The sequence below is a fragment of the Pseudomonas sp. AKS31 genome, from assembly GCF_023634765.1.
Taxonomy (GTDB): Bacteria; Pseudomonadota; Gammaproteobacteria; order Pseudomonadales; family Pseudomonadaceae; genus Aquipseudomonas.
Genome location: NZ_JAMLFX010000010.1, coordinates 83,905 through 106,205, shown reverse-complemented (window position 1 = coordinate 106,205; position 22,301 = coordinate 83,905). Strand labels below are relative to the sequence as shown.

19 protein-coding genes and 2 tRNA genes are annotated in these 22,301 nt (G+C 57.9%); 1 reads left to right on the top strand and 20 read right to left on the bottom strand.

The genetic code is table 11. The annotated features are described in order from the left end of the window. Positions 1–53: 53 nt before the first annotated feature. The 15 genes from pnp to rlmE form a co-directional block, all read right to left on the bottom strand. Positions 54–2,159, bottom strand: coding sequence for a polyribonucleotide nucleotidyltransferase (gene pnp, locus M9827_RS21705; RefSeq protein WP_007915263.1), 2,106 nt, complete (start codon positions 2,157–2,159; stop codon positions 54–56). 193 nt (positions 2,160–2,352) lie between these two features. Then, positions 2,353–2,622: a 30S ribosomal protein S15 gene (rpsO, locus tag M9827_RS21700; RefSeq protein ID WP_011332409.1), complete on the bottom strand. Its 270-nt coding sequence runs from the start codon at positions 2,620–2,622 to the stop codon at positions 2,353–2,355. Positions 2,623–2,764: 142 nt separating this feature from the next. Then, the gene (truB, locus tag M9827_RS21695) at positions 2,765–3,682 is read right to left on the bottom strand and encodes a tRNA pseudouridine(55) synthase TruB (protein WP_024011571.1); all 918 of its coding nucleotides are present in this window, start codon (positions 3,680–3,682) and stop codon (positions 2,765–2,767) included. Between the two features lie 4 nt (positions 3,683–3,686). Further along, positions 3,687–4,088: a 30S ribosome-binding factor RbfA gene (rbfA, locus tag M9827_RS21690; protein ID WP_095049714.1), complete on the bottom strand. Its 402-nt coding sequence runs from the start codon at positions 4,086–4,088 to the stop codon at positions 3,687–3,689. Positions 4,089–4,248: 160 nt separating this feature from the next. Next, entirely contained in the window at positions 4,249–6,780 is a 2,532-nt protein-coding gene (gene infB / locus M9827_RS21685; RefSeq protein WP_250607076.1) for a translation initiation factor IF-2, read from the bottom strand. 27 nt (positions 6,781–6,807) lie between these two features. Further along, positions 6,808–8,289, bottom strand: a complete 1,482-nt coding sequence (gene nusA / locus M9827_RS21680) for a transcription termination factor NusA (protein ID WP_003221546.1) — start codon at positions 8,287–8,289, stop codon at positions 6,808–6,810. Between the two features lie 47 nt (positions 8,290–8,336). Then, positions 8,337–8,795, bottom strand: coding sequence for a ribosome maturation factor RimP (rimP, locus tag M9827_RS21675; protein WP_250607075.1), 459 nt, complete (start codon positions 8,793–8,795; stop codon positions 8,337–8,339). 139 nt (positions 8,796–8,934) lie between these two features. Beyond that, a tRNA-Met gene (locus tag M9827_RS21670) sits at positions 8,935–9,011 on the bottom strand. 97 nt (positions 9,012–9,108) lie between these two features. Continuing rightward, positions 9,109–9,194 (bottom strand) — tRNA-Leu (locus M9827_RS21665). 22 nt (positions 9,195–9,216) lie between these two features. Further along, on the bottom strand, positions 9,217–9,603 hold the full coding sequence (secG, locus tag M9827_RS21660; RefSeq protein ID WP_250607105.1) for a preprotein translocase subunit SecG: 387 nt from the start codon (positions 9,601–9,603) through the stop codon (positions 9,217–9,219). A gap of 4 nt (positions 9,604–9,607) precedes the next feature. Further along, positions 9,608–10,363 (bottom strand): triose-phosphate isomerase, encoded by a 756-nt coding sequence (gene tpiA / locus M9827_RS21655; protein WP_250607074.1) that lies wholly within the window; start codon positions 10,361–10,363, stop codon positions 9,608–9,610. A 65-nt stretch (positions 10,364–10,428) separates the two neighbouring features. Then, positions 10,429–11,766, bottom strand: a complete 1,338-nt coding sequence (gene glmM / locus M9827_RS21650) for a phosphoglucosamine mutase (RefSeq protein ID WP_250607073.1) — start codon at positions 11,764–11,766, stop codon at positions 10,429–10,431. 16 nt (positions 11,767–11,782) lie between these two features. After that, on the bottom strand, positions 11,783–12,634 hold the full coding sequence (folP, locus tag M9827_RS21645) for a dihydropteroate synthase (RefSeq protein ID WP_250607072.1): 852 nt from the start codon (positions 12,632–12,634) through the stop codon (positions 11,783–11,785). 8 nt (positions 12,635–12,642) lie between these two features. After that, a complete protein-coding gene (ftsH, locus tag M9827_RS21640; protein WP_016986501.1) occupies positions 12,643–14,550 on the bottom strand; it encodes an ATP-dependent zinc metalloprotease FtsH in 1,908 nt (635 codons plus the stop codon). Positions 14,551–14,752: 202 nt separating this feature from the next. Further along, a complete protein-coding gene (gene rlmE / locus M9827_RS21635) occupies positions 14,753–15,382 on the bottom strand; it encodes a 23S rRNA (uridine(2552)-2'-O)-methyltransferase RlmE (RefSeq protein ID WP_007915237.1) in 630 nt (209 codons plus the stop codon). A 101-nt stretch (positions 15,383–15,483) separates the two neighbouring features. On the opposite strand from rlmE, the gene M9827_RS21630 reads away from it, so the two are divergent. Then, a complete protein-coding gene (locus tag M9827_RS21630; protein WP_003221534.1) occupies positions 15,484–15,792 on the top strand; it encodes a YhbY family RNA-binding protein in 309 nt (102 codons plus the stop codon). Between the two features lie 9 nt (positions 15,793–15,801). On the opposite strand, the gene M9827_RS21625 is transcribed toward M9827_RS21630, so the two are convergent. The 5 genes from M9827_RS21625 to dapB form a co-directional block, all read right to left on the bottom strand. After that, positions 15,802–16,206 carry an MFS transporter gene (locus tag M9827_RS21625; protein WP_123451559.1) on the bottom strand — a complete coding sequence of 135 codons (405 nt, stop codon included), beginning with the start codon at positions 16,204–16,206 and terminating at the stop codon, positions 15,802–15,804. A 28-nt stretch (positions 16,207–16,234) separates the two neighbouring features. After that, positions 16,235–16,711: a transcription elongation factor GreA gene (gene greA, locus M9827_RS21620; RefSeq protein WP_003221530.1), complete on the bottom strand. Its 477-nt coding sequence runs from the start codon at positions 16,709–16,711 to the stop codon at positions 16,235–16,237. Beyond that, positions 16,708–19,929, bottom strand: coding sequence for a carbamoyl-phosphate synthase large subunit (gene carB, locus M9827_RS21615; protein ID WP_123451557.1), 3,222 nt, complete (start codon positions 19,927–19,929; stop codon positions 16,708–16,710). Before carB ends, greA begins: the two co-directional genes overlap by 4 nt. A 125-nt stretch (positions 19,930–20,054) precedes the next feature. After that, positions 20,055–21,191 (bottom strand): glutamine-hydrolyzing carbamoyl-phosphate synthase small subunit, encoded by a 1,137-nt coding sequence (gene carA / locus M9827_RS21610; protein ID WP_250607071.1) that lies wholly within the window; start codon positions 21,189–21,191, stop codon positions 20,055–20,057. A 257-nt stretch (positions 21,192–21,448) separates the two neighbouring features. Beyond that, positions 21,449–22,255: a 4-hydroxy-tetrahydrodipicolinate reductase gene (gene dapB / locus M9827_RS21605; RefSeq protein WP_250607070.1), complete on the bottom strand. Its 807-nt coding sequence runs from the start codon at positions 22,253–22,255 to the stop codon at positions 21,449–21,451. Positions 22,256–22,301 lie beyond the last annotated feature (46 nt).

The window sequence follows — 22,301 nt, the reverse complement described above, 5'->3', positions numbered from 1 at the left end:
CCCCCGCCGTTTTCACGGCGGGGCATTTTTATTGCGCTAAAGCTATGGGGTGATTAAACGCCCGAAGCCTTGGCTGCTGCCACGTCTTTGATGGACAGCTTGATACGGCCGCGGTTGTCCACGTCCAGTACCAGCACTTCCACTTCCTGGCCTTCTTTCAGGATGTCGGTGACTTTCTCTACGCGAGCGTCGCTCAGCATCGAGATGTGCACCAGACCGTCCTTGCCCGGCAGGATGTTGACGAATGCGCCGAAGTCGACGATGCGCTCAACCTTGCCGACGTAGATCTTGCCGATCTCGGCCTCAGCAGTGATGCCCAGAACGCGCTGACGTGCTGCTTCAGCCGCTTCCTTGGTTTCGCCGAAGATCTTGATCGAACCGTCGTCTTCGATGTCGATCGAAGCCTTGGTTTCTTCGCAGATCGCACGGATGGTCGCGCCACCTTTACCGATAACGTCACGAATCTTGTCGGTGTCGATCTTCATCGCGATCATGGTCGGAGCGTTGGCCGACAGTTCGGTACGCGACTGGCCGATGATCTGGTTCATCTGACCGAGGATGTTCAGGCGCGCTTCCAGGGCTTGGCCCAGAGCGATTTCCATGATTTCTTCGGTGATGCCCTTGATCTTGATGTCCATCTGCAGCGCAGTAACACCTTTGGCGGTACCGGCTACTTTGAAGTCCATGTCGCCCAGGTGGTCTTCGTCACCGAGGATGTCGGTCAGGACGGCGAATTTCTCGCCTTCTTTAACCAGACCCATGGCGATACCGGCAACCGGCGCCTTCATCGGCACACCAGCGTCCATCAGGGCCAGGGAAGCACCGCAAACGGAAGCCATCGAGCTCGAACCGTTGGATTCGGTGATTTCCGAAACCACACGGATGGTGTACGGGAACACGTCTGCGGCTGGCAGCATGGCCGAAACCGAACGACGGGCCAGACGGCCGTGACCGATTTCACGACGACCAGCGCCACCCATGCGACCACACTCGCCCACCGAGAACGGAGGGAAGTTGTAGTGCAGCATGAACGGGTCTTTTTTCTCGCCTTCCAGGGTGTCCAGCAGCTGTGCGTCACGGGCGGTGCCCAGAGTCGCGACTACCAGAGCCTGGGTTTCACCACGGGTGAACAGCGCCGAACCGTGAGTCTTCGGCAGAACGCCGACTTCGATGTTCAACGGACGTACGGTTTTGGTGTCGCGACCGTCGATACGTGGCTTGCCGTTTACGATGTTTTCGCGAACGGTGCGGTATTCGATTTCGCCGAAAGCCGCTTTGACTTCGCTGGACGAAGGCTGGCCTTCTTCACCGGACAGCTTGGCAACGACTTGATCCTTCAGCTCGCCCAGACGCGCATAACGGTCAGCCTTGACGGTGATGGTGTAAGCCTGGGAGATCGCCTCGCCGAACTCGGCACGGATAGCACCCAGCAGCTCGGTGGCTTCTGGCGCAGGAGCCCAGGTCCAGGTCGGCTTGGCAGCTTCGGCAGCCAGTTCTTTAACAGCGTTGATCACCACCTGGAATTCGTCGTGAGCAAACAGTACCGCGCCCAGCATCTGGTCTTCGGTCAGCTCTTTGGCTTCCGATTCAACCATCAGAACGGCGTCGGAAGTACCGGCAACGACCATGTCCAGGCTCGAAGCAGCTTGCTGCTCGTAAGTCGGGTTCAGCAGGTAGCCAGTGCTTTCGTGGAAAGCCACGCGAGCGGCGCCGATCGGGCCGTCGAACGGGATGCCCGAGATGGCCAGGGCAGCCGAGGTACCGATCATCGCAGCGATGTCCGGATCGGTCTTCTTGCTGGTGGAAACGACGGTGCAGACAACCTGCACTTCGTTCATGAAGCCTTCTGGGAACAGCGGACGGATCGGACGGTCGATCAGTCGGGAAGTCAGGGTTTCTTTCTCGGAAGGACGGCCTTCGCGCTTGAAGAAACCGCCAGGGATCTTACCGGCAGCGTAAGTCTTTTCCTGGTAGTGAACGGACAGAGGGAAGAAGCCCTTGCCCGGATCGGCTTGTTTTGCACCGACTACAGTCACCAATACGCTGACGTCGTCGTCAACGGTGACCAATACTGCGCCGGAGGCCTGACGGGCGATACGGCCAGTCTCGAGGGTAACGGTCGATTGACCGAACTGGAATTTTTTGATTACCGGGTTCACGGTGTCCTACCTTCTTTGTGGCTCTTGGGGGAACTGGTTTCTTGCGAATTCTTGGGCAATGTCGGGAATCGGCCCGACCCTTGTCCGGGGTAAAACGTGTATCCAGATAAAACTTGAGGCTGGGAGCCTGCAAGGCGACCGCGGTAAACCGCGGACGTCTTGCAGACCACCAACCTCATAGCGCAATCGCTGATTAGCGACGCAGACCCAGGCGAGCGATCAGAGCGCTGTAACGGCTCACGTCCTTGCCTTTCAGGTAGTCCAGCAGCTTGCGACGCTGGTTTACCATGCGGATCAGACCACGACGGGAGTGGTGATCTTTACCGTTGGCCTTGAAGTGACCTTGCAGTTTGTTGATGTTGGCGGTCAGCAGTGCAACTTGCACTTCTGGCGAACCAGTGTCACCAACAGCTTGCTGGTAGTCAGCAACGATTTGAGCTTTTTCTTGAACGTCGAGAGCCATGAGGCAATCCTTTTATCAGGAAACTGTTTCAGGGAAACAGCTTCAACAGGCCAGGGACAAATCCCTGTATCTATAAATGAGTCGTGACCGTGCCTGTTAACAGCCACACTCGCCGACCTGCTGTTACACAGGCCGGTTCCGGTCATTCTGACCGAATCAAACGACGTGGCGCGATGCGCCCGTCTTCGCTCACTTCACCGATACCGATGAAGCGACCATTGTGATCCTGTACCCGTACCATGCCGAACTTCGGAGCATCCGGGGCACGTACCGGCTGGCCGTTGAGCCAGTAGAACGCGCTTGCTTCCGAAAAGTGCAGCAACGGCCAATCCTGCAGGCCGCTGTCCGATGGCATCAGGAAGCGATCAACCGCTTCGTTGCCGCCTTCGGCATGTACTGCTTCCAGCTCTTCGAGAGTCACGGTCTGCGCCAGGGTGAAAGGCCCGGCCTGGGTACGGCGCAATTCAGCGACGTACGCACCACAACCGAGTTGCTCACCAATATCCTCCACCAGGGTGCGAATATAGGTGCCCTTGCTGCAATCCACCGCAAGACGCGCAGTATCGCCTTCGAAGGCCAGTAATTCCAAGCGCGCAATAGTAACAGAACGCGGTTCGCGCTCCACTACTTCGCCTGCACGAGCCAGCTTGTACAGCGGCTGACCGTCACGCTTGAGTGCCGAGTACATCGGCGGTATCTGACTGATTTGCCCGCGAAATTTCGGCAGAACCGCTTCGACATCGGCGCGACCAACGGTCACCGGACGCTCCTGCAAAACCTCACCTTCGGCGTCTGCCGTGGTGGTGGTCTTGCCCAACTGCGCCAGGGTTTCATAACCCTTGTCGGAATCGAGCAGGTATTGCGAGAACTTGGTGGCCTCACCGAAGCACAGCGGCAAAACGCCGGTGGCCAACGGGTCGAGGCTACCGGTGTGACCGGCCTTCTCGGCATTGAGCAGCCAGCGGACCTTCTGCAACGCAGCGTTGGAGGTGAACCCCAACGGCTTGTCGAGCAGGATGATACCGCTGACGTTACGACGGATACGTTTGACCTGAGCCACCGAATTACTCCTTGGTGTCTTCAGGTGCAGCAACGTCCAGGTGCTGATTGTCTTCAGCCACGGCGCGCTCGATCAGGGCCGACAGGTGCGCACCACGCACGACGGATTCGTCGTAGTGGAAGTGCAATTGCGGCACGCTGCGCAGCTTCATTTCACGGGCCAGTTGCATGCGCAGGAAGCCTGCGGCAGCGTTGAGCACCTTGATGCTTTGCGCGATGTCTTCAGCGTTGTCCTGCCCCATCACGGTGATGAAGATCTTCGCGTGACCGACGTCACGACTGACTTCCACTGCGGTAATGGTGACCAGACCCACACGTGGATCTTTGACTTCGCGACGGATCAGTTGTGCCAGCTCGCGCTGCATCTGATCGCCGATACGTTGGGTACGGCTGTATTCTTTTGCCATGATTTTGTTACCTGTTACTGCCCAGCGGTGAAACCCGCAAGGTCTGAAAGCGGCAAACGCCCGGCCTGACAAAAGCCAGACCGGGCGTTGCGTTTAGAGTCCGGGTGATGCGCCGCACCGTTGAGTACGGCAGCCCATCACGGCTCCTGAAGTGCGCGAGTTAGAGGCTGCGAGCAACCTGAACCTTCTCGAAGACTTCGATCTTGTCGCCGACTTTGACGTCGTTGTAGCTCTTCACGCCGATACCGCATTCCATGCCGGCACGTACTTCGGAAGCGTCATCCTTGAAGCGGCGCAGGGATTCCAGCTCGCCTTCGAAGATAACGATGTCTTCACGCAGTACACGGATCGGACGGTTACGGTGCACAACACCTTCGATCACCATGCAGCCAGCGATCGCGCCAAACTTCGGCGAACGGAACACGTCACGCACTTCGGCCACACCCAGGATGTTCTCGCGAACATCGCTGCCGAGCATGCCGGTCAGGGCTTTCTTGACGTCTTCGATGATGTCGTAGATCACGTTGTAGTAACGCATGTCCAGACCTTCCTGCTCGACGATCTTCCGTGCGCCAGCATCGGCACGCACGTTGAAGCCGAACAGTACAGCATTGGAAGCCAGTGCCAGGTTAGCGTCGGACTCGGTGATACCACCGACACCGCCGCCGACGACGCGCACTTGCACTTCGTCGTTGCCCAGGCCATTCAGAGCGCCTTGCAGAGCTTCCAGCGAACCACGGACGTCGGATTTGAGGACGATGTTAAGCGTCTTCTTCTCGGCCTGACCCATGTTTTCGAAGATGTTTTCCAGCTTGCCGGCGTGAGCGCGAGCCAGTTTGACTTCGCGGAACTTGCCTTGACGGAACAGAGCCACTTCGCGGGCTTTCTTCTCGTCAGCAACCACGCTCATCTCGTCGCCAGCGTCCGGAGTACCGTCCAGGCCGAGAATCTCGACAGGGATGGAAGGACCGGCTTCTTTAATTGGCTTGCCGTTCTCGTCGAGCATGGCGCGAACGCGGCCATAGTTCGAACCGACCAGTACCATGTCGCCTTGGCGCAGGGTACCGTCTTGAACCAGAACGGTTGCAACCGGGCCACGACCTTTGTCGAGACGCGATTCAACCACAACACCACGGCCAGGAGCCGATGGAGTCGCTTTCAGTTCAAGCACTTCAGCTTGCAGCAGAACGGCTTCAAGCAGCTCGTCCACGCCAGTACCGACTTTCGCCGACACCGGTACGAACGGCGTATCACCGCCCCACTCTTCAGAAGTCACGCCGTGAACCGACAGTTCGCTACGGATGCGATCGAGATCGGCGCCCGGCTTGTCGATTTTGTTCACTGCAACAACCAGTGGAACGCCAGCCGCTACAGCGTGCTGAACAGCTTCAATGGTCTGCGGCATCACGCCGTCGTCCGCTGCAACCACCAGAATCACGATGTCGGTCGCCTTGGCACCACGGGCACGCATTGCGGTAAACGCGGCGTGACCCGGGGTATCGAGGAAGGTGACCATGCCGCGTTCGGTTTCAACGTGGTACGCACCGATGTGCTGAGTGATACCGCCGGCTTCGCCAGCAGCTACCTTGGCACGACGGATGTAGTCGAGCAGCGAGGTTTTACCGTGGTCAACGTGGCCCATTACGGTCACGACCGGTGCACGGGAGAACGTTTCGCCTTCAAACTTCAGGGACTCGGCCAGGGAATCTTCCAGGGCGGTGTCGCTGACCAGGGTCACTTTGTGGCCCAGCTCTTCAGCAACCAGTTGAGCAGTTTCCTGATCAAGTACCTGGTTGATGGTCGCTGGAGTACCCAGTTTGAACATGAACTTGATGATTTCAGCAGCCTTGACCGACATCTGATTGGCGAGATCGCCAACAGTGATGGTCTCGCCGATCTGCACGTCACGCACGACAGGGCCGGTAGGGCTCTGGAAACCGTGGGCGTTGCGCTTTTTCAGCTTGGCCTTGCCGCGACCACCGCGACGGAAGCCATCGCTTTCTTCGTCGGTAGTGCGTGGCGCCACACGTGGAGCCGGCGCTTTTTCTTTGACAGATGCGCGATGCGGAGCGTTTTTGCGCTCGCCATCACCACCGCCGCTGCGACGATTGTTGTCGTCGGCACGTGGCTTGTCAGGACGGCGCTGTTCGTTCTGCTTGTTGCGAACTTCAGCAGACGGAGCTGGAGCAGCGGCAACCACCGGCGCGCTTTCGCGAACAGGTTCGGCAGCTACAGCCGGCGCCGCAACGGCGTCGCTGGTAGCGGTCTGCGCAGCAGCAGGCTGGCGGCGCGCTTCTTCTTCGGCGCGCTGCTTGGCTTCTTCTTCAGCCTTCTGACGAGCAGCATTTTCTACTGCGCGACGCTCATCCAGTTCACGCTTGCGTTCGGCTTCGATTTCTTCCGGGCTACGCTGTACGAAAACTTTCTTTTTGCGAACTTCTACGCTGATGCTTTTGCTACCAGCCACACGCAGGGTGCTGGTGGTTTTACGCTGCAGCGTGATCTTGCGTGGTTCTTCCACTTTCGCCTTGTGGCTGCTTTTCAAGTGAGTCAGCAGGGACTGCTTCTCACTGTCAGTCACATTTTCTTCGGCGGCGGTGTGCGGCAGACCTGCCTCACGCATCTGCTGCAACAGGCGCTCTACCGGTGTTTTGACCTCATCGGCCAGTTGTTTCACCGTGACTTGCGTCATGCACTTCTCTCCTCAGGCCGCGCCTAATTACTCGAACCAGTGGGCTCGGGCGGCCATGATCAACTTGCCGGCACGATCATCGTCAATGCCGTCGATGTCGAGCAGGTCGTCAATAGACTGCTCGGCCAGGTCTTCGCGGGTAATTACGCCGCGCACCGCCAGTTCCATCGCCAAATCCTTGTCCATACCCTCAAGCGAGAGCAGGTCTTCGGCCGGATGGGCGTCTGCCAGCTTTTCCTCAGTAGCGATGGCTTTGGTCAACAAACGATCCTTGGCACGAGCGCGAAGCTCGTTGACGATATCTTCGTCAAAGCCGTCGATGTTGAGCATTTCTTCCAACGGTACGTAGGCAATCTCTTCCAGGCTGGTGAAGCCTTCATCTACCAGCACCTGAGCCAGTTCTTCGTCGACTTCCAGCTCGTCGATGAAGTTGCGCAGGATGTCGCCGGTTTCTGCTTGCTGCTTAGCCTGGATGTCCGATTCGGTCATCACGTTCAGGGTCCAGCCAGTCAATTGGCTCGCCAGACGCACGTTCTGACCACCACGACCGATGGCCTGAGCCAGATTGTCTGCGCCAACGGCGATGTCCATTGCGTGGGCATCTTCGTCAACGATAATTGCCGCAACCTCAGCCGGGGACATGGCGTTGATCACGAACTGAGCCGGGTTGTCATCCCACAGGACGATATCAACACGCTCACCGCCCAACTCACCCGACACTGCCTGGACGCGCGAACCGCGCATACCGATGCAAGCGCCCTGCGGGTCGATGCGTTTGTCCTTCGAGCGGACGGCGATCTTGGCGCGCGAACCCGGATCACGGGACGCTGCCATTACTTCGATCAGGCCTTCGGCAATTTCCGGCACTTCGATGCGGAACAGCTCGATCAGCATTTCCGGCGCGGTACGCGACAGGATCAGCTGCGGGCCGCGGTTCTCGGTGCGGATTTCCTTGAGCAGCGCACGCAGGCGCACGCCGACACGGAAAGTTTCGCGAGAAATGATGTCTTCACGGGCCAGCAACGCTTCAGCGTTGTTACCCAGATCGACGATCACGTTGTCGCGGGTGACTTTTTTCACGGTGCCGGAGATGATTTCTCCCAGGCGCTCGCGATAGGCGTCGACCACTTGAGCGCGCTCGGCTTCGCGAACTTTCTGCACGATGACTTGCTTGGCAGTCTGTGCAGCAATGCGGCCGAACTCGATGGATTCGATCTTTTCTTCAACGACGTCGCCAACCTTGGCGCCAGGATGCGTTTCGGCAACCTTGCTTGGCCAGGTTTCGATGGCCGGATCGTCGAGATCATTCTCTTCGACGACCGTCCAGCGACGGAAAGTTTCGTAAGAACCGGTGTGGCGGTTGATTTCCACACGCAGATCTACTTCGTCTTCAAAACGCTTTTTGGTAGCAGTGGCCAGAGCCAGCTCCAGCGCTTCAAAAATTACGCTTGCCGGTACGCCCTTTTCATTGGATACCGACTCAACAACCAGCAGTACTTCTTTGCTCATCGTACGCCTCGCCTTTCGCAAGCCATTGGATCCGCGGGATCCGCGTCTCAGTCAAAACTGGGAATAATGTTGGCCTTGTCGACCATATCGATCGGCAACAGGAACTCATGGTCTTCTACCTGCACCACGACGTCCTGCTCTTCTACACCGCGCAGAAGGCCCTGAAAGTTGCGTCGCCCTTCGAAAGGCGAGCGCAGCTTGATCTTCACTTGTTCACCGGCAAACTTTGCAAACTGCTCAAGAGTGAACAGTGGGCGCTCCATGCCAGGCGAGGAAACTTCGAGGGTGTATTCAACGGAAATTGGATCTTCAACATCCAGTACACCGCTGATCTGACGGCTGACAATGGCGCAATCGTCCACCAGCACGCCACCCTCTTTATCGATATAAACGCGCAACACCGAGAAACGACCACGAGCCGAAAACTCGATACCCCAGCATTCATAGCCCAGGGCCACGACCACCGGGGCCAGCAAGGCCTGCAACTCTTCTAGCTTGCTCGACACCTGAACCCCCTAGTGCATGATATGTGCATGCTTTGCAAAATAAAAAAATGGGCATAACGCCCATCCTTGAAACGCCGTCGAACAGCGGCGTTGAAAGTGTCCAGCTAACAAAAAGCCCCTTAAAAGGGGCTCCTTAAACTGGTTGCGGGGGCCGGATTTGAACCGACGACCTTCGGGTTATGAGCCCGACGAGCTACCAGACTGCTCCACCCCGCGACAAAGCTGGGGCGGAAGTATACGACCGATCCCTTATAGGGTCAATGTAACCTTCCACCTGCAAGAAAGCCCGCAACAGCGGGCTTTCCTGACTAATTGGTACCGAGAAGGGGACTCGAACCCCTACACCCTATGGGCACAACCACCTCAAGGTTGCGTGTCTACCAATTCCACCACCTCGGCAAAACTACGTTTGAAACTCTTCTTACTTCTGCTCTTGAGCTTGAGGTACGTCAGTCGCTGGAGTAGCCGACTTTTGCTCTTGAAGCACCGGGACATCATCAGAAGCCGGTTGTTGTTGCTTAGGTACTTCCAACACTGCTGGATCTGGCAATCCTGCTTGAGTCAGCTGATGAGCCTTCTCTTTAGCAAAGTAACCTAACCCCAAGCTGGTTATGAAGAAACCGGCGGCAAGTATAGCAGTAAACTTACTAAGAAAGGTAGAGGAACCTTGGCTTCCGAACACAGTATTTGAAGCACCTGCTCCGAAAGACGCGCCAGCGTCCGCACCCTTACCCTGCTGCAGCAAAACCAGAGCAACTACGCCCAATGCACCCAGCAGATGAAAAACGACTACGACTGTTTCCAGCATTTTTTCAGTTTCCCGCGGCGCGACAAATCGCACCGAACTCATCTGCATTCAGGGAAGCTCCACCAATGAGCCCCCCATCGATATCCGGCATGCCGAACAGTTCGACCGCATTGGCCGCCTTCACGCTGCCGCCGTATAGAAGCCGCACACCTCGTGCGACTTCAGAATTCTCTGCCGCCAGCTGCTCGCGAATGGCTTTATGCACATCCTGAGCTTGCTGCGGCGTTGCAGTCAGTCCGGTACCAATAGCCCAGACCGGCTCGTAAGCAATGACTGACTTTGCAAAGGCACCAACACCCAGCTCCTCGATGATGCTGCCCAGCTGACGCCCGACAACTTCAAGAGTTTTCCCGGCTTCGCGCTGCTCAAGGGTTTCCCCTATACACAACACCGGAATCAAGCCACATGCCTGTGCCGCTGCGAACTTGCGATTCAGCATTCCGTCTCGCTCACCCATTATCTGGCGGCGTTCGGAGTGCCCGACAAGCACAAGGGAACAACCTGCGTCCACCAACTGACTCGGTGCAATCTCACCGGTCAATGCACCTTGCATGGATTCCACCGCAGAATTCTGCGCACCGACCGAAATCGATTTGCCTTTCAAGCCATCAATCACTTGATTGATATACAAGCAAGGCGGGAATACCGCGACATCAACTCCGCTTGGCAAGGCCAGATGACGAAGGCCGTTGATCAGCTCAGCGACGCTGGCGCGGGTACCGTGCATCTTCCAGTTACCAGCTACCATAGGGCGACGCATGCTGTACCTCGTCGGTCAAAGTGGGCGCAGATGTTACCCAACACAATCATGGCTTGCAAGCCGTATCAGGCAGAAACTTCAGTTACCAGTTTTGCCAGCTCTTCGGCGTAGTTGCGAACCTGGGTTTCGTCCTCGCCTTCGACCATTACGCGCACCAGAGGCTCTGTGCCGGACTTGCGCAGAAGCACACGACCGCGTCCAGCCATTGCCTGGGTGACGCGTGCACTGGCTTCCTTGACAGCCGGGTGCTCCAGCGGACTTTCGCCACCGCCGAAACGCACATTGATCAAAACCTGAGGGCACTTGCGCAGTGCCTGACGCGTCTGCGCCAATCCTTCATTTCGGGCCTTCAGCGCCATCAACACCTGCAACGCAGCGATGATCGCATCACCGGTCGTGGTGTGATTGAAGCAAACGATATGCCCCGAATTTTCTCCGCCGACCAGCCAATCGCGCTCAAGCAACTCGGCGATCACGTAGCGGTCGCCCACATTGGCACGAATGAAAGGGATCGAAAGATCCGCCAGCGCAAGTTCCAGCCCCAGATTACTCATCAGGGTACCAACGACGCCGCCCTGCAATTTCCCGCGTTCATGCAGGTCACGAGCGATGATAAACAGCAATTCGTCACCATCGACGATGGTACCCGTATGATCGACCATCAGCACCCGATCACCATCACCATCGAAAGCAATACCCAGGTCGGCATGCTCGGCGAGCACCGCTGCCTGCAACTGCCCCATGTGGGTCGAGCCGCAGTTTTCATTGATATTCAGACCGTTTGGCTGCGCCGACAGCACAACGACCTCTGCTCCCAACTCGCGGAAGACGCTCGGAGCCACCTTATAAGTCGCACCATGCGCACAGTCGATAACGATCTTGAGGCCGGAAAAACTGGTCCCCGTAGGCACGCTGCTCTTGCAGAACTCGATGTAGCGACCCGACGCATCGTTGATTCGCGAGACTTTACCGATCTTGCTCGATTCGACCACTGTCATCGGGGTATCGAGCAGTTCTTCGATCATCAACTCCAGCTCATCCGGCAGTTTGGTACCTTTGCCGGAGAAGAACTTGATGCCGTTGTCGTCATGCGGATTGTGCGAGGCACTGATCACAATACCGGCCTCAGCCTGGAACGTGCGCGACAGATAGGCAATGGCCGGCGTCGGCATAGGACCCAGCAGCATCACGTCAGCCCCCGCCGAGGTCAGACCAGCCTCAAGTGCCGACTCGAACATATAACCGGAAATCCGTGTGTCCTTGCCGACCAGCACCTTGCAGGCGCCCATCTTGCGGAACGCCATGCCGGCAGCCCAGCCGAGCTTGAGCATGAAGTCAGGAGTAATCGGGTATTCACCGACTCGACCACGAATGCCGTCAGTACCAAAGTATTTCTTGCTCATAAGTGCTCCATCATTCTTATTCGGCTGATTCCACGGCCGCGATCATGCGCACCACGTCTACCGTTTCCGCTACATCATGGACGCGCAATATACTCGCCCTCTTCACCGATGCCAGCGCCGCCAGTGCCAGACCACCATGCAGCCGCTCACCGACAGGACGATTCAAAGCCTGACCGATCATGCTCTTTCGGGAAACACCGACAAGCAAAGGCCTGCCCAGCGCATGGAGGGTTTCCATGTGCTTGAACAAGCTTAGGTTGTGCTGAAGGGTTTTGGCGAAACCGAAACCCGGGTCGAGAATGATCCGCTGCGCAGGAATACCGGCCGCCGCACATTGCGCCATGCGCTCAGCAAGAAATTCACCGACTTCGCGCGTGACGTCCTGATACTGCGGATTGTCCTGCATGTCTCCGGGCTCACCGAGCATATGCATGAGGCACACCGGCAAACCCGTAGCCGCCGCCGCATCCAGCGCACCATCGCGCCGCAGTGACCGCACATCGTTGATCAACCCGGCACCCAACCGAGCGGTTTCGCGCATGACGGCCGGAGTCGAGGTATCCACCGAGATGATCACATCAAGCTCGCGATTGATCAGCTCGACGATCGGCGCCACACGCTCAAGCTCTTCGAGCGGGGACACCGCTCGCGCACCAGGACGAGTCGATTCACCACCGACATCAATCAGCGTCGCACCCGCCGCAACCATGGCTTCGGCATGGCGCAAGGCCGCATCGAGCTGGCTGTATTGGCCGCCGTCGGAGAAAGAATCAGGGGTTACATTGAGAATACCCATGACATGCGTCTGGGCTAAATCAAGAACCCGGTTGCCGCAAGGCAACCGGGTCAGGGACTGTACAGAAGTCATTTCAAACCTTAAACGTCAGCAGCCGGACCGCCAATCGGTGTTTCCGGACGCTCGTCACGCACCACTGGAGGTGGTGGTGTACCGGTACCACCCGACCAGTCACGAGGCTCGCGAGGAGTACGACCCGCCATGATGTCGTCGATTTGCTCGGCATCGATCGTCTCGTACTTCATCAGAGCGTCAGCCATTGCATCGAGCTTGTCACGGTTATCCGTGAGGATCTGCTTGGCCGTGCCGTAGCACTGGTCAATGATGCTGCGCACTTCGGAGTCGATCAGCTTGGCCGTCTCACCAGAGAAGCTGGCAGCCTGACCACCACCACCGCGACCGAGGAAGACTTCACCCTCTTCTTCGGCGTACATCAACGGGCCGAGTTTTTCCGACAGCCCCCACTTGGTGACCATATTCCGTGCGATCTGACTGGCACGCATGATGTCGTTGGAAGCGCCGGTGGTCACACCATCGAAACCGAGGGTCATTTCCTCAGCGATACGGCCGCCGTACAGCGAGCAGATCTGGCTGATCAGCGCACGCTTGGACAGGCTGTAGCGATCTTCTTCCGGCAGGAACATGGTTACACCCAGCGCACGACCGCGCGGAATGATCGACACCTTGTAGACGGGATCATGCTCAGGCACGACGCGACCAACGATTGCGTGGCCTGCTTCGTGATAAGCGGTGTTCTGCTTCTCTTTCTCGGACATGACCATCGATTTGCGCTCGGCGCCCATCATGATCTTGTCTTTTGCCAGTTCGAACTCTTTCATTTCGACGATGCGTTTGCCGCTACGTGCAGCGAACAGCGAAGCTTCGTTGACCAGGTTAGCCAGGTCAGCACCGGAGAAGCCCGGAGTACCACGCGCGATAACGGCCGGAGCAACGTCGTCACCCATTGGCACTTTGCGCATGTGAACCTTGAGAATCTGCTCGCGCCCACGGATATCCGGCAGACCGACCACGACCTGACGGTCAAAACGGCCCGGACGCAGCAGCGCAGGGTCGAGTACGTCTGGACGGTTGGTTGCAGCGATAACAATGATGCCATCGTTCATTTCGAAGCCGTCCATCTCAACCAGCAACTGGTTGAGGGTCTGCTCACGCTCATCGTGACCGCCACCCATGCCGGCGCCACGATGGCGACCGACGGCGTCGATTTCGTCGATGAAGATGATGCAAGGGGCGTGCTTTTTGGCCTGTTCGAACATGTCGCGAACACGGCTGGCACCGACACCGACGAACATCTCGACAAAGTCAGAACCGGAAATGGTGAAGAACGGAACCTTGGCTTCGCCGGCAATCGCCTTGGCCAGCAAGGTTTTACCGGTACCCGGAGGACCGACCATCAGCACACCACGAGGAATCCGGCCGCCCAGGCGCTGGAACTTGCCCGGATCACGGAGGAATTCAACGAGCTCGCCGACTTCTTCCTTGGCTTCGTCGCAACCGGCGACGTCAGCCAATGTGGTTTTCACCTGATCTTCAGAGAGCAGGCGCGCCTTGCTCTTGCCAAAGCTCATCGGCCCGCCCTTGCCGCCGGCCCCGCCCTGCATCTGGCGCATGAAGAACATGAACACCGCGATGATCACCAGGATCGGGAAGCTGGCTACCAGCAACTGGGTCCAGATACTTTGCTGCTCAGGCTGCTTGCCTTCAACCACAACGTGGTTGTCGACCAGATCGCCGATCAGGCCATTGTCCTGGATTGCCGGACGAATGGTCTTGAAGCTGTCGCCATCGTTGCGCTTGCCGGTAATCACATAACCATCAACGGCTACGCGCTCGACCTTGCCATCCTTGACCTGCTGGATGAAGTCGGAATAGTTGAGGGTCTGCGGCTCGTTAGGGCTGGAGAAGTTGTTCATCACCGTCACCAGGACAGCCGCGATGATCAACCACAGGATCAGATTCTTTGCCATATCGTTCAATTAACTACCCTCTGAAGCAAGCTCCGCTACTGGCGCGCGCTTCGCATGATATTCACCGGCCTAACTTACTACATTACCTACAACTCTGGCAGGCGCCGTCTGTAACCCTTTGTGAAACACTTTCTACACAATATTCGCTTATGCACGCGAGGCGAAATACGAAAAACCTATCACCCCGCACAAAAACCTCGTTTTATTCACTGCGACCGCGGTAGCCCCAAGCCAACATGTATTGCTCGCGGGAACTGCCACGGGAAGAATCCGGCTTGATCATCTGGATCTTGTCGAACTTCTTCCGAGCATCCTTCAGGTAAACATCAAACCCTTCGCCCTGAAAAATCTTGATCACGAAATTTCCACCCGGTTTGAGTATCCGTTCCGCCAGATCAAGCGCCAGCTCGCAAAGGAACATGGCTTTCGGCATATCCACTTCAGGCGTACCACTCATATTGGGGGCCATATCGGAAATCACAAGGTCCACCTGTGAATTACCCACTGCCTCTAGAATGCGCCCGAGCACTTCGTCCTCGGTGAAGTCACCCTGAATGAAAGTCACGTCCGGAATGCTGTCCATTTCCAGGATATCCGAAGCGATGAGACGCCCCTGACCGCCGATCAGCCGGCTGGTGACCTGCGACCAACCGCCAGGCGCGGCACCCAGGTCGACAACGCTCATGCCGGGACGGATCAGTTTGTATTTCTCCTGGATCTCCAGAAGCTTGTAGCTCGCACGCGAGCGGTAGCCATCCTTCTGCGCTTGCTTCACATAGGGATCGTTGACATGTCGTTTCAGCCAACCAAGGCTTGTCTTGGAACGCGCCATTGGGCACCTCGATGATTAGGGTCGTGATTAATTGGGCGGATCCACGAGCCCTCGGGTAAAATGGCCGCCATTTTACAGAATCCAGACGAAAGGGTCAGATTATGCCGCTCACTCCAGAGCAGAAGAAACAGTACAAATCCATTGGCCACCACCTGAAACCGGTTTTGACAGTGGCTGACAACGGTTTGACTGAAGGTGTTTTAGCCGAACTTGAACGCGCCTTGGCGGATCACGAGCTGATCAAGATCAAGCTCAATATCCTCGATCGCGAGTCGCGCCTGGCGCATATCGCAGAACTGTGCAAGGTCGGCAAAGCGGACCTGGTACAGGTCATCGGCAAAATGGCACTGGTTTACCGCAAGAACTTCAGTGTCAACAAGCAGCTGTCGAACGTTCATCGCTTCAAGTGATGACAAGGGTCAAGGGTGTGCCTGGCGCACCCTGCCACTCCATCCCGGCACCGGCTGCATCACCAGCACCAGCCCGGAAAAGCCCAGAACCAGATAACTGAACACCTGCCAGCGCTGCGCATCCGGCCAGCCGACACGCACTGCGACATACATCGCACACGCATACAACGCCATCAGCAGCACCTGCCCGCGAAAATCCCGCCATAGACTGGCAAGGCCCTCGGCCTGTACCAGCACCAAAGACTGAAATATCACGCATACGGCGGCGAACCCCACCACCAGCACTTCGAATGCACTGGCCACTTCATCGATCAGCAGCGGTGCCAGGCCAATCTTGCCCAACGCCGGCTGCAAACCGAGATGAATCAACCATAGACCGCCAACCCAAAGCATCTGGGTCAGCTGCCAAAGCATGGCGCCCGCATGCAGCGGGCGCCCTTTTTCAGATGTGACGGACTTCGACAATCTCGTACTCGATCACGCCGCTTGGCGTTTTCACGGCGACCACATCGCCCTCTTCCTTGCCAATCAAGGCACGGGCCAAAGGCGAGCCAACCGAAATCTTGCCAAGTTTGAAGTCAGCCTCATCCTCACCCACGATGTGGTAAGTGACGCTTTCGTCAGTCTCGACGTTGGCGATTTCGACGGTGGTACCGAAAATCACTTTGCCGGTGTGCGGGATGGTCGTGACATCGATGATGACCTGGTTCTGAATCCGGCCTTCGATATCACGGATCCGCGCCTCGACCATGCCCTGCTGTTCGCGGGCGGCATGGTATTCAGCGTTTTCCTTCAAGTCACCCAACTCGCGGGCCGTACCGATGTCCTGGCTGAGCTTCGGACGGACGACCTTGGTCAGGTGAGCGTGTTCTTCTTCCAGGGCTTTAGCGCCCTGGACGGTCATTGGGTATTTGATCATGCCTTCAATCCTGCATGTAGATCCTGCAAGCGGCGCACGGTCTTCTCGGGACCGAACTTCAGCGCTTCACAGATAGCTTCGCCCGCAGCAATGGTAGTGGTGCAGTAAATCTTGTGCTGCAGGGCATTACGACGAATGGAGTAGGAATCAGCGATCGACTGACGACCTTCGGTGGTGTTGATGATCAGCGTGACTTCGTCATTCTTGATCATGTCGACCACGTGCGGACGCCCCTCGGTCACCTTGTTCACACGGCGCACTTTCAGGCCTGCGGCTTCGATCAGCTTGGCAGTGCCAGCAGTGGCAACCACTTCGAAGCCCAAGTTGATCAGATCACGGGCTACGCCTGCAACCAGTGGCTTGTCATCATCGCGCACGCTGATGAATGCGGTACCGCCGGTCGGCAGCACTTCGCTGGCGCCCATCTGGGCTTTGGCAAATGCTTCACCGAAGGTGTCGCCGACGCCCATCACTTCACCAGTCGACTTCATCTCTGGGCCGAGGATCGGGTCAACGCCAGGGAATTTGGCGAATGGGAACACCGCCTCTTTCACGCTGTAGAAGTTCGGGATGATTTCTTTGGTGAAGCCGATTTCTTTCAGGGTCTTACCGGCCATCACGCGGGCAGCGATCATGGCCAGGGAGACACCGATGCACTTCGACACGAACGGCACGGTACGCGAAGCGCGCGGGTTGACTTCGATGACATAGATGTCTTCGCCTTGTAGCGCCAACTGCACGTTCATCAGGCCGACAACGCCCAGCTCCAGGGCCATTTTCTTGACCTGTTCGCGCATCTCGTCCTGGATGTGCGCCGGCAGCGAGTACGGCGGCAGCGAGCACGCGGAGTCACCGGAGTGAACGCCCGCCTGTTCGATGTGCTGCATGATCGCGCCGATCACCACGTCCTTGCCGTCGCAGACCGCATCCACGTCCATCTCGATGGCGCAGTTGAGGAAGTGGTCGAGCAGGACCGGGCTGTCGTTGGACACTTGCACCGCGTCACGCAGATAACGCTTGAGCTCGTCTTCCTTGTATACGATTTCCATCGCACGACCGCCCAATACATAGGACGGACGCACCACCAGCGGGTAACCGATCTTGGCAGCAGCACGAACGGCTTCGTCTTCGCTGCGCACGGTGGCGTTTGGCGGCTGACGCAGGTTCAGGCGCTCAACCATTTGCTGGAAACGCTCACGGTCTTCAGCGCGGTCGATGGCGTCAGGGCTGGTGCCGATGATCGGCACGCCAGCGGCTTCCAGAGCACGAGCCAGTTTCAGCGGGGTCTGGCCGCCGTACTGGACAATCACGCCTTTCGGCTTCTCGACGCGGCAGATCTCCAGTACGTCTTCCAGGGTTACCGGCTCGAAGTACAGACGGTCGGACGTGTCGTAGTCCGTGGAAACGGTTTCCGGGTTGCAGTTGACCATGATGGTTTCGTAGCCGTCTTCGCGCAGTGCGAGGGCAGCGTGTACGCAGCAGTAGTCGAACTCGATGCCCTGGCCGATACGGTTCGGACCGCCGCCCAGAATCATGATCTTGTCACGACCCGACGGCGCTGCTTCGCACTCTTCTTCGTACGTCGAGTAGAGGTAAGCGGTGTCGGTGGCGAACTCGGCGGCGCAGGTGTCAACGCGCTTGTAGACCGGGAACACTTCCAGCTTCTGGCGGTGAGTACGCAGGTTCTTCTCGGTCACACCCAGCAATTTCGCCAGACGCTGATCGGAGAAGCCTTTGCGCTTGAGCTTGAACATCAGGTCGCGGTCGATCGCGGACAGACCGAGGGTCTTGACCTTTTCTTCGTCCTTGATCAGATCTTCGATCTGCACCAGGAACCACGGATCGATCATGTTCATGCCGAAGATTTCTTCGACAGTCATGCCGGCACGGAAAGCGTCCGCCACGTACCAGATACGCTCGGCGCCCGGCACGGTCAGTTCGCGCTTGAGCACGCTCATGCTTTCCGGGTTGCTCAGGTCGAGCTTCTCGTCCAGACCGCAAACGCCGACTTCCAGACCGCGCAGGGCTTTCTGCAGGGATTCCTGGAAGGTACGGCCGATGGCCATGACTTCACCGACCGACTTCATTTGCGTGGTCAGGCGTGCGTCAGCCTTGGCGAATTTTTCGAAGGCAAAGCGTGGCAGCTTGGTCACGACGTAGTCGATCGACGGCTCGAAGGACGCCGGGGTCTTGCCGCCGGTGATGTCGTTCGACAGTTCGTCGAGGGTGTAACCCACAGCCAGTTTGGCCGCGACTTTGGCGATCGGGAAACCGGTGGCTTTCGAAGCCAGTGCCGAAGAGCGCGATACACGCGGGTTCATTTCGATCACGACCATGCGGCCAGTGTTCGGGCAGATACCAAATTGAACGTTGGAACCGCCAGTCTCGACGCCGATCTCGCGCAGCACTGCCAGGGAGGCGTTACGCAGGATCTGGTATTCCTTGTCGGTCAGGGTCTGAGCTGGAGCAACAGTGATCGAGTCACCGGTGTGCACACCCATCGGGTCGAAGTTTTCGATCGAGCAGACGATGATGCAGTTGTCCTTTTTGTCGCGGACAACTTCCATTTCATATTCTTTCCAGCCGATCAGCGATTCGTCGATCAGCAGCTCTTTGGTCGGCGACAGGTCCAGACCACGGGCGCAGATTTCTTCGAACTCTTCACGGTTGTAAGCGATACCGCCACCGGTGCCGCCCATGGTGAAGGACGGACGGATGATGCACGGGAAACCCAGGGTTTCGAGAACCGCGTTGGCTTCTTCCATGCTGTGGGCGATACCGGAACGCGGGCACGCCAGACCAATGGACTTCATCGCCTTGTCGAAACGCGAACGGTCTTCAGCCTTGTCGATGGTGTCGGCGTTGGCACCGATCATTTCCACGCCGAACTTCTCCAGAACGCCTTCGCGCTCCAGGTCCAGGGCGCAGTTCAGAGCAGTCTGGCCGCCCATGGTTGGCAACACGGCGTCCGGGCGTTCTTTTTCGATGATCTTGGCAACGGTCTGCCACTTGATCGGCTCGATGTAGGTGGCGTCGGCCATGTCCGGGTCGGTCATGATGGTGGCCGGGTTGGAGTTCACCAGGATGACGCGGTAACCCTCTTCGCGCAGGGCTTTACAGGCCTGGGCGCCGGAGTAGTCGAATTCGCAGGCCTGGCCGATAACGATCGGGCCAGCGCCGAGAATCAGGATGCTTTTAATGTCTGTACGTTTTGGCATGGGTTTGTCACTCAAATCCGCAGGTCAGTCGGCAAGCCGTCTTGATCGATTTCTGAAGTCTCGAAGGGGCCGCCGGTGTCGGGGCCACCCTCGAGGGCTTCTCTCTACAGTCTCAAGGCGAACGCTTAGCGTCGCTTGGCCATCTCGTTGATGAAGCGGTCGAACAGTGGCGCAACATCGTTCGGGCCCGGGCTCGCTTCAGGGTGCCCCTGGAAGCTGAACGCGCTCTTGTCGGTACGCTCGATGCCTTGCAGGGTGCCGTCGAACAGCGATTTGTGGATCGCTCGCACGCTGGCTGGCAGGGTTTCTTCGTCTACCGCGAAACCGTGGTTCTGGCTAGTGATCATCACGACGCCAGTGTCCAGATCCTGCACCGGGTGGTTGGCACCGTGGTGGCCGTGGCCCATTTTCAGGGTCTTGGCGCCGGAGGCCAGAGCCAGCAGTTGGTGACCGAGGCAGATGCCGAATACCGGAATTTCGGTTTCCAGCACTTCCTTGATCGCCTTGATCGCGTAGTCGCATGGCTCTGGATCACCAGGGCCGTTGGACAGGAACACGCCGTCCGGCTTCAGTGCCAGCACATCAGCGGCAGGCGTCTGCGCAGGTACGACGGTGACGCGGCAGCCGCGCTCAACCAGCATGCGCAGGATGTTGACCTTGACGCCGTAGTCGTAGGCAACCACGTGATAAGGCAGTTCGGAAGCGTCGATGGTCGCGTGGCTGTCGGTCTTCAGATCCCAGACAGTCGAGCGCCATTCGTATTGGGTCTTGGTGCTGACGACTTTCGCCAGATCCATGCCCTTCAGGCCCGGGAAGCCTTGAGCAGCGGCGATTGCCGCTTCTTCGGAGATGTTGTCGCCGGCCATGATGCAGCCGTTCTGTGCGCCTTTTTCACGCAGGATGCGGGTCAGGCGACGGGTGTCGATACCGGCGATTGCCACAACGTTGTTGGCTTTCAGGTAATCGGACAGGGACATCGTGTTACGCCAGTTGCTCGCTACCAACGGCAGATCACGGATGACCAGACCAGCGGACCAGACGCGGTCGGACTCGGCATCTTCCGGCGTGGTGCCGGTGTTGCCGATGTGCGGGTAAGTCAGGGTAACGATCTGTTGGGCGTAGGAAGGATCGGTAAGGATTTCCTGATAGCCGGTCATTGCGGTGTTGAACACCACCTCACCAACGGTTTGACCGTCGGCTCCAATGGCTTCGCCGCGAAAAATGCTGCCATCAGCAAGGGCAAGTATGGCTGGCTTAGTCAAGAAGACCTCCCGTAAATAACGCATGAAAGGGCGATCGCAGGTTGTAAAAAAGCGGAGTGACGTATGGACACGTCACCCCGCTTCTTCACTGAATTATTCTGCGCGCTTTTAGTGGACACACTAAAGCTGTAGCTTACAGAAAAAGGCTTTTTTGGTCCACCGCTAAAGAGCCTAAAAGGCCGGAGAATGCGACAGGTCGTCGCCGAGCGGAGAAAAACCAGCGCAAACAGGGCGTTTGCGCCGGGTTCAGCAATGAATCAACGCAGGTCGAGTACGTCCTGCATGTCGTACAGACCCGGTTCGCGACCGTCCAACCACAACGCGGCACGCACCGCGCCCTTGGCAAACGTCATGCGACTCGATGCCTTGTGCGTGATCTCCAGACGCTCACCTTCGCAGGCAAACAGCACGGTGTGATCACCCACCACATCACCGCCGCGCACGGTGGCGAAACCAATGGTTTCACGCTCGCGGGCGCCGGTGTGTCCCTCACGACCATAGATCGCAACCTTCTGCAGATCACGATCCAGCGCACTGGCAATCACTTCGCCCATGCGCAACGCCGTACCTGACGGCGCATCGATCTTGTGACGGTGATGGGCTTCGATGATTTCGATATCCGCATCATCACCCAGCACACGCGCCGCCATGTCGAGCAACTTCAGCGACAGATTGACGCCGACACTGAAGTTGGCCGCGAAGACGATCGGAATATCCTTGCCCGCCTCGACCAGCAACTGCTTCTGCGCAGCGTCCAGCCCGGTGGTGCCGATCACCATGGCCTTGCCGGCCTTGCGGCAGAACGCGAGGTTTTTCAGCATCACTTCCGGCAGGGTGAAGTCGATCAAGACGTCGAACTCTTCAGCCACAGCCTCGATATGCCCGGACAGCGGCACACCGATGCGACCCAGCGAGGCCAGCTCACCGGCATCGACGCCGATCAGCGTGCTGCCAGGACGCACCACCGCAGCGGTCAAACCGGTCAGCGGCGCGCGCTGCTGCACGGCCTCGACCAGAATCTTACCCATGCGCCCAGCAGCGCCCATCACAGCTATACGTCGCATGCCGACTCCTTACAGATCGCCGAAGAAGCGCTTCACACCGTCGAAC

Coding starts and splice junctions, on each gene's coding strand:
- rpsO (WP_011332409.1), bottom strand. CDS start 2,622: ATGGCTCTCGACGTTCAAGAAAAAGCTCAAATCGTTGCTGACTACCAG.
- rbfA (WP_095049714.1), bottom strand. CDS start 4,088: ATGGCAAAAGAATACAGCCGTACCCAACGTATCGGCGATCAGATGCAG.
- infB (WP_250607076.1), bottom strand. CDS start 6,780: ATGACGCAAGTCACGGTGAAACAACTGGCCGATGAGGTCAAAACACCG.
- nusA (WP_003221546.1), bottom strand. CDS start 8,289: ATGAGCAAAGAAGTACTGCTGGTTGTTGAGTCGGTATCCAATGAAAAG.
- secG (WP_250607105.1), bottom strand. CDS start 9,603: ATGCTGGAAACAGTCGTAGTCGTTTTTCATCTGCTGGGTGCATTGGGC.
- tpiA (WP_250607074.1), bottom strand. CDS start 10,363: ATGCGTCGCCCTATGGTAGCTGGTAACTGGAAGATGCACGGTACCCGC.
- glmM (WP_250607073.1), bottom strand. CDS start 11,766: ATGAGCAAGAAATACTTTGGTACTGACGGCATTCGTGGTCGAGTCGGT.
- folP (WP_250607072.1), bottom strand. CDS start 12,634: ATGACTTCTGTACAGTCCCTGACCCGGTTGCCTTGCGGCAACCGGGTT.
- ftsH (WP_016986501.1), bottom strand. CDS start 14,550: ATGGCAAAGAATCTGATCCTGTGGTTGATCATCGCGGCTGTCCTGGTG.
- rlmE (WP_007915237.1), bottom strand. CDS start 15,382: ATGGCGCGTTCCAAGACAAGCCTTGGTTGGCTGAAACGACATGTCAAC.
- M9827_RS21630 (WP_003221534.1), top strand. CDS start 15,484: ATGCCGCTCACTCCAGAGCAGAAGAAACAGTACAAATCCATTGGCCAC.
- M9827_RS21625 (WP_123451559.1), bottom strand. CDS start 16,206: ATGCTTTGGCAGCTGACCCAGATGCTTTGGGTTGGCGGTCTATGGTTG.
- greA (WP_003221530.1), bottom strand. CDS start 16,711: ATGATCAAATACCCAATGACCGTCCAGGGCGCTAAAGCCCTGGAAGAA.
- carB (WP_123451557.1), bottom strand. CDS start 19,929: ATGCCAAAACGTACAGACATTAAAAGCATCCTGATTCTCGGCGCTGGC.
- dapB (WP_250607070.1), bottom strand. CDS start 22,255: ATGCGACGTATAGCTGTGATGGGCGCTGCTGGGCGCATGGGTAAGATT.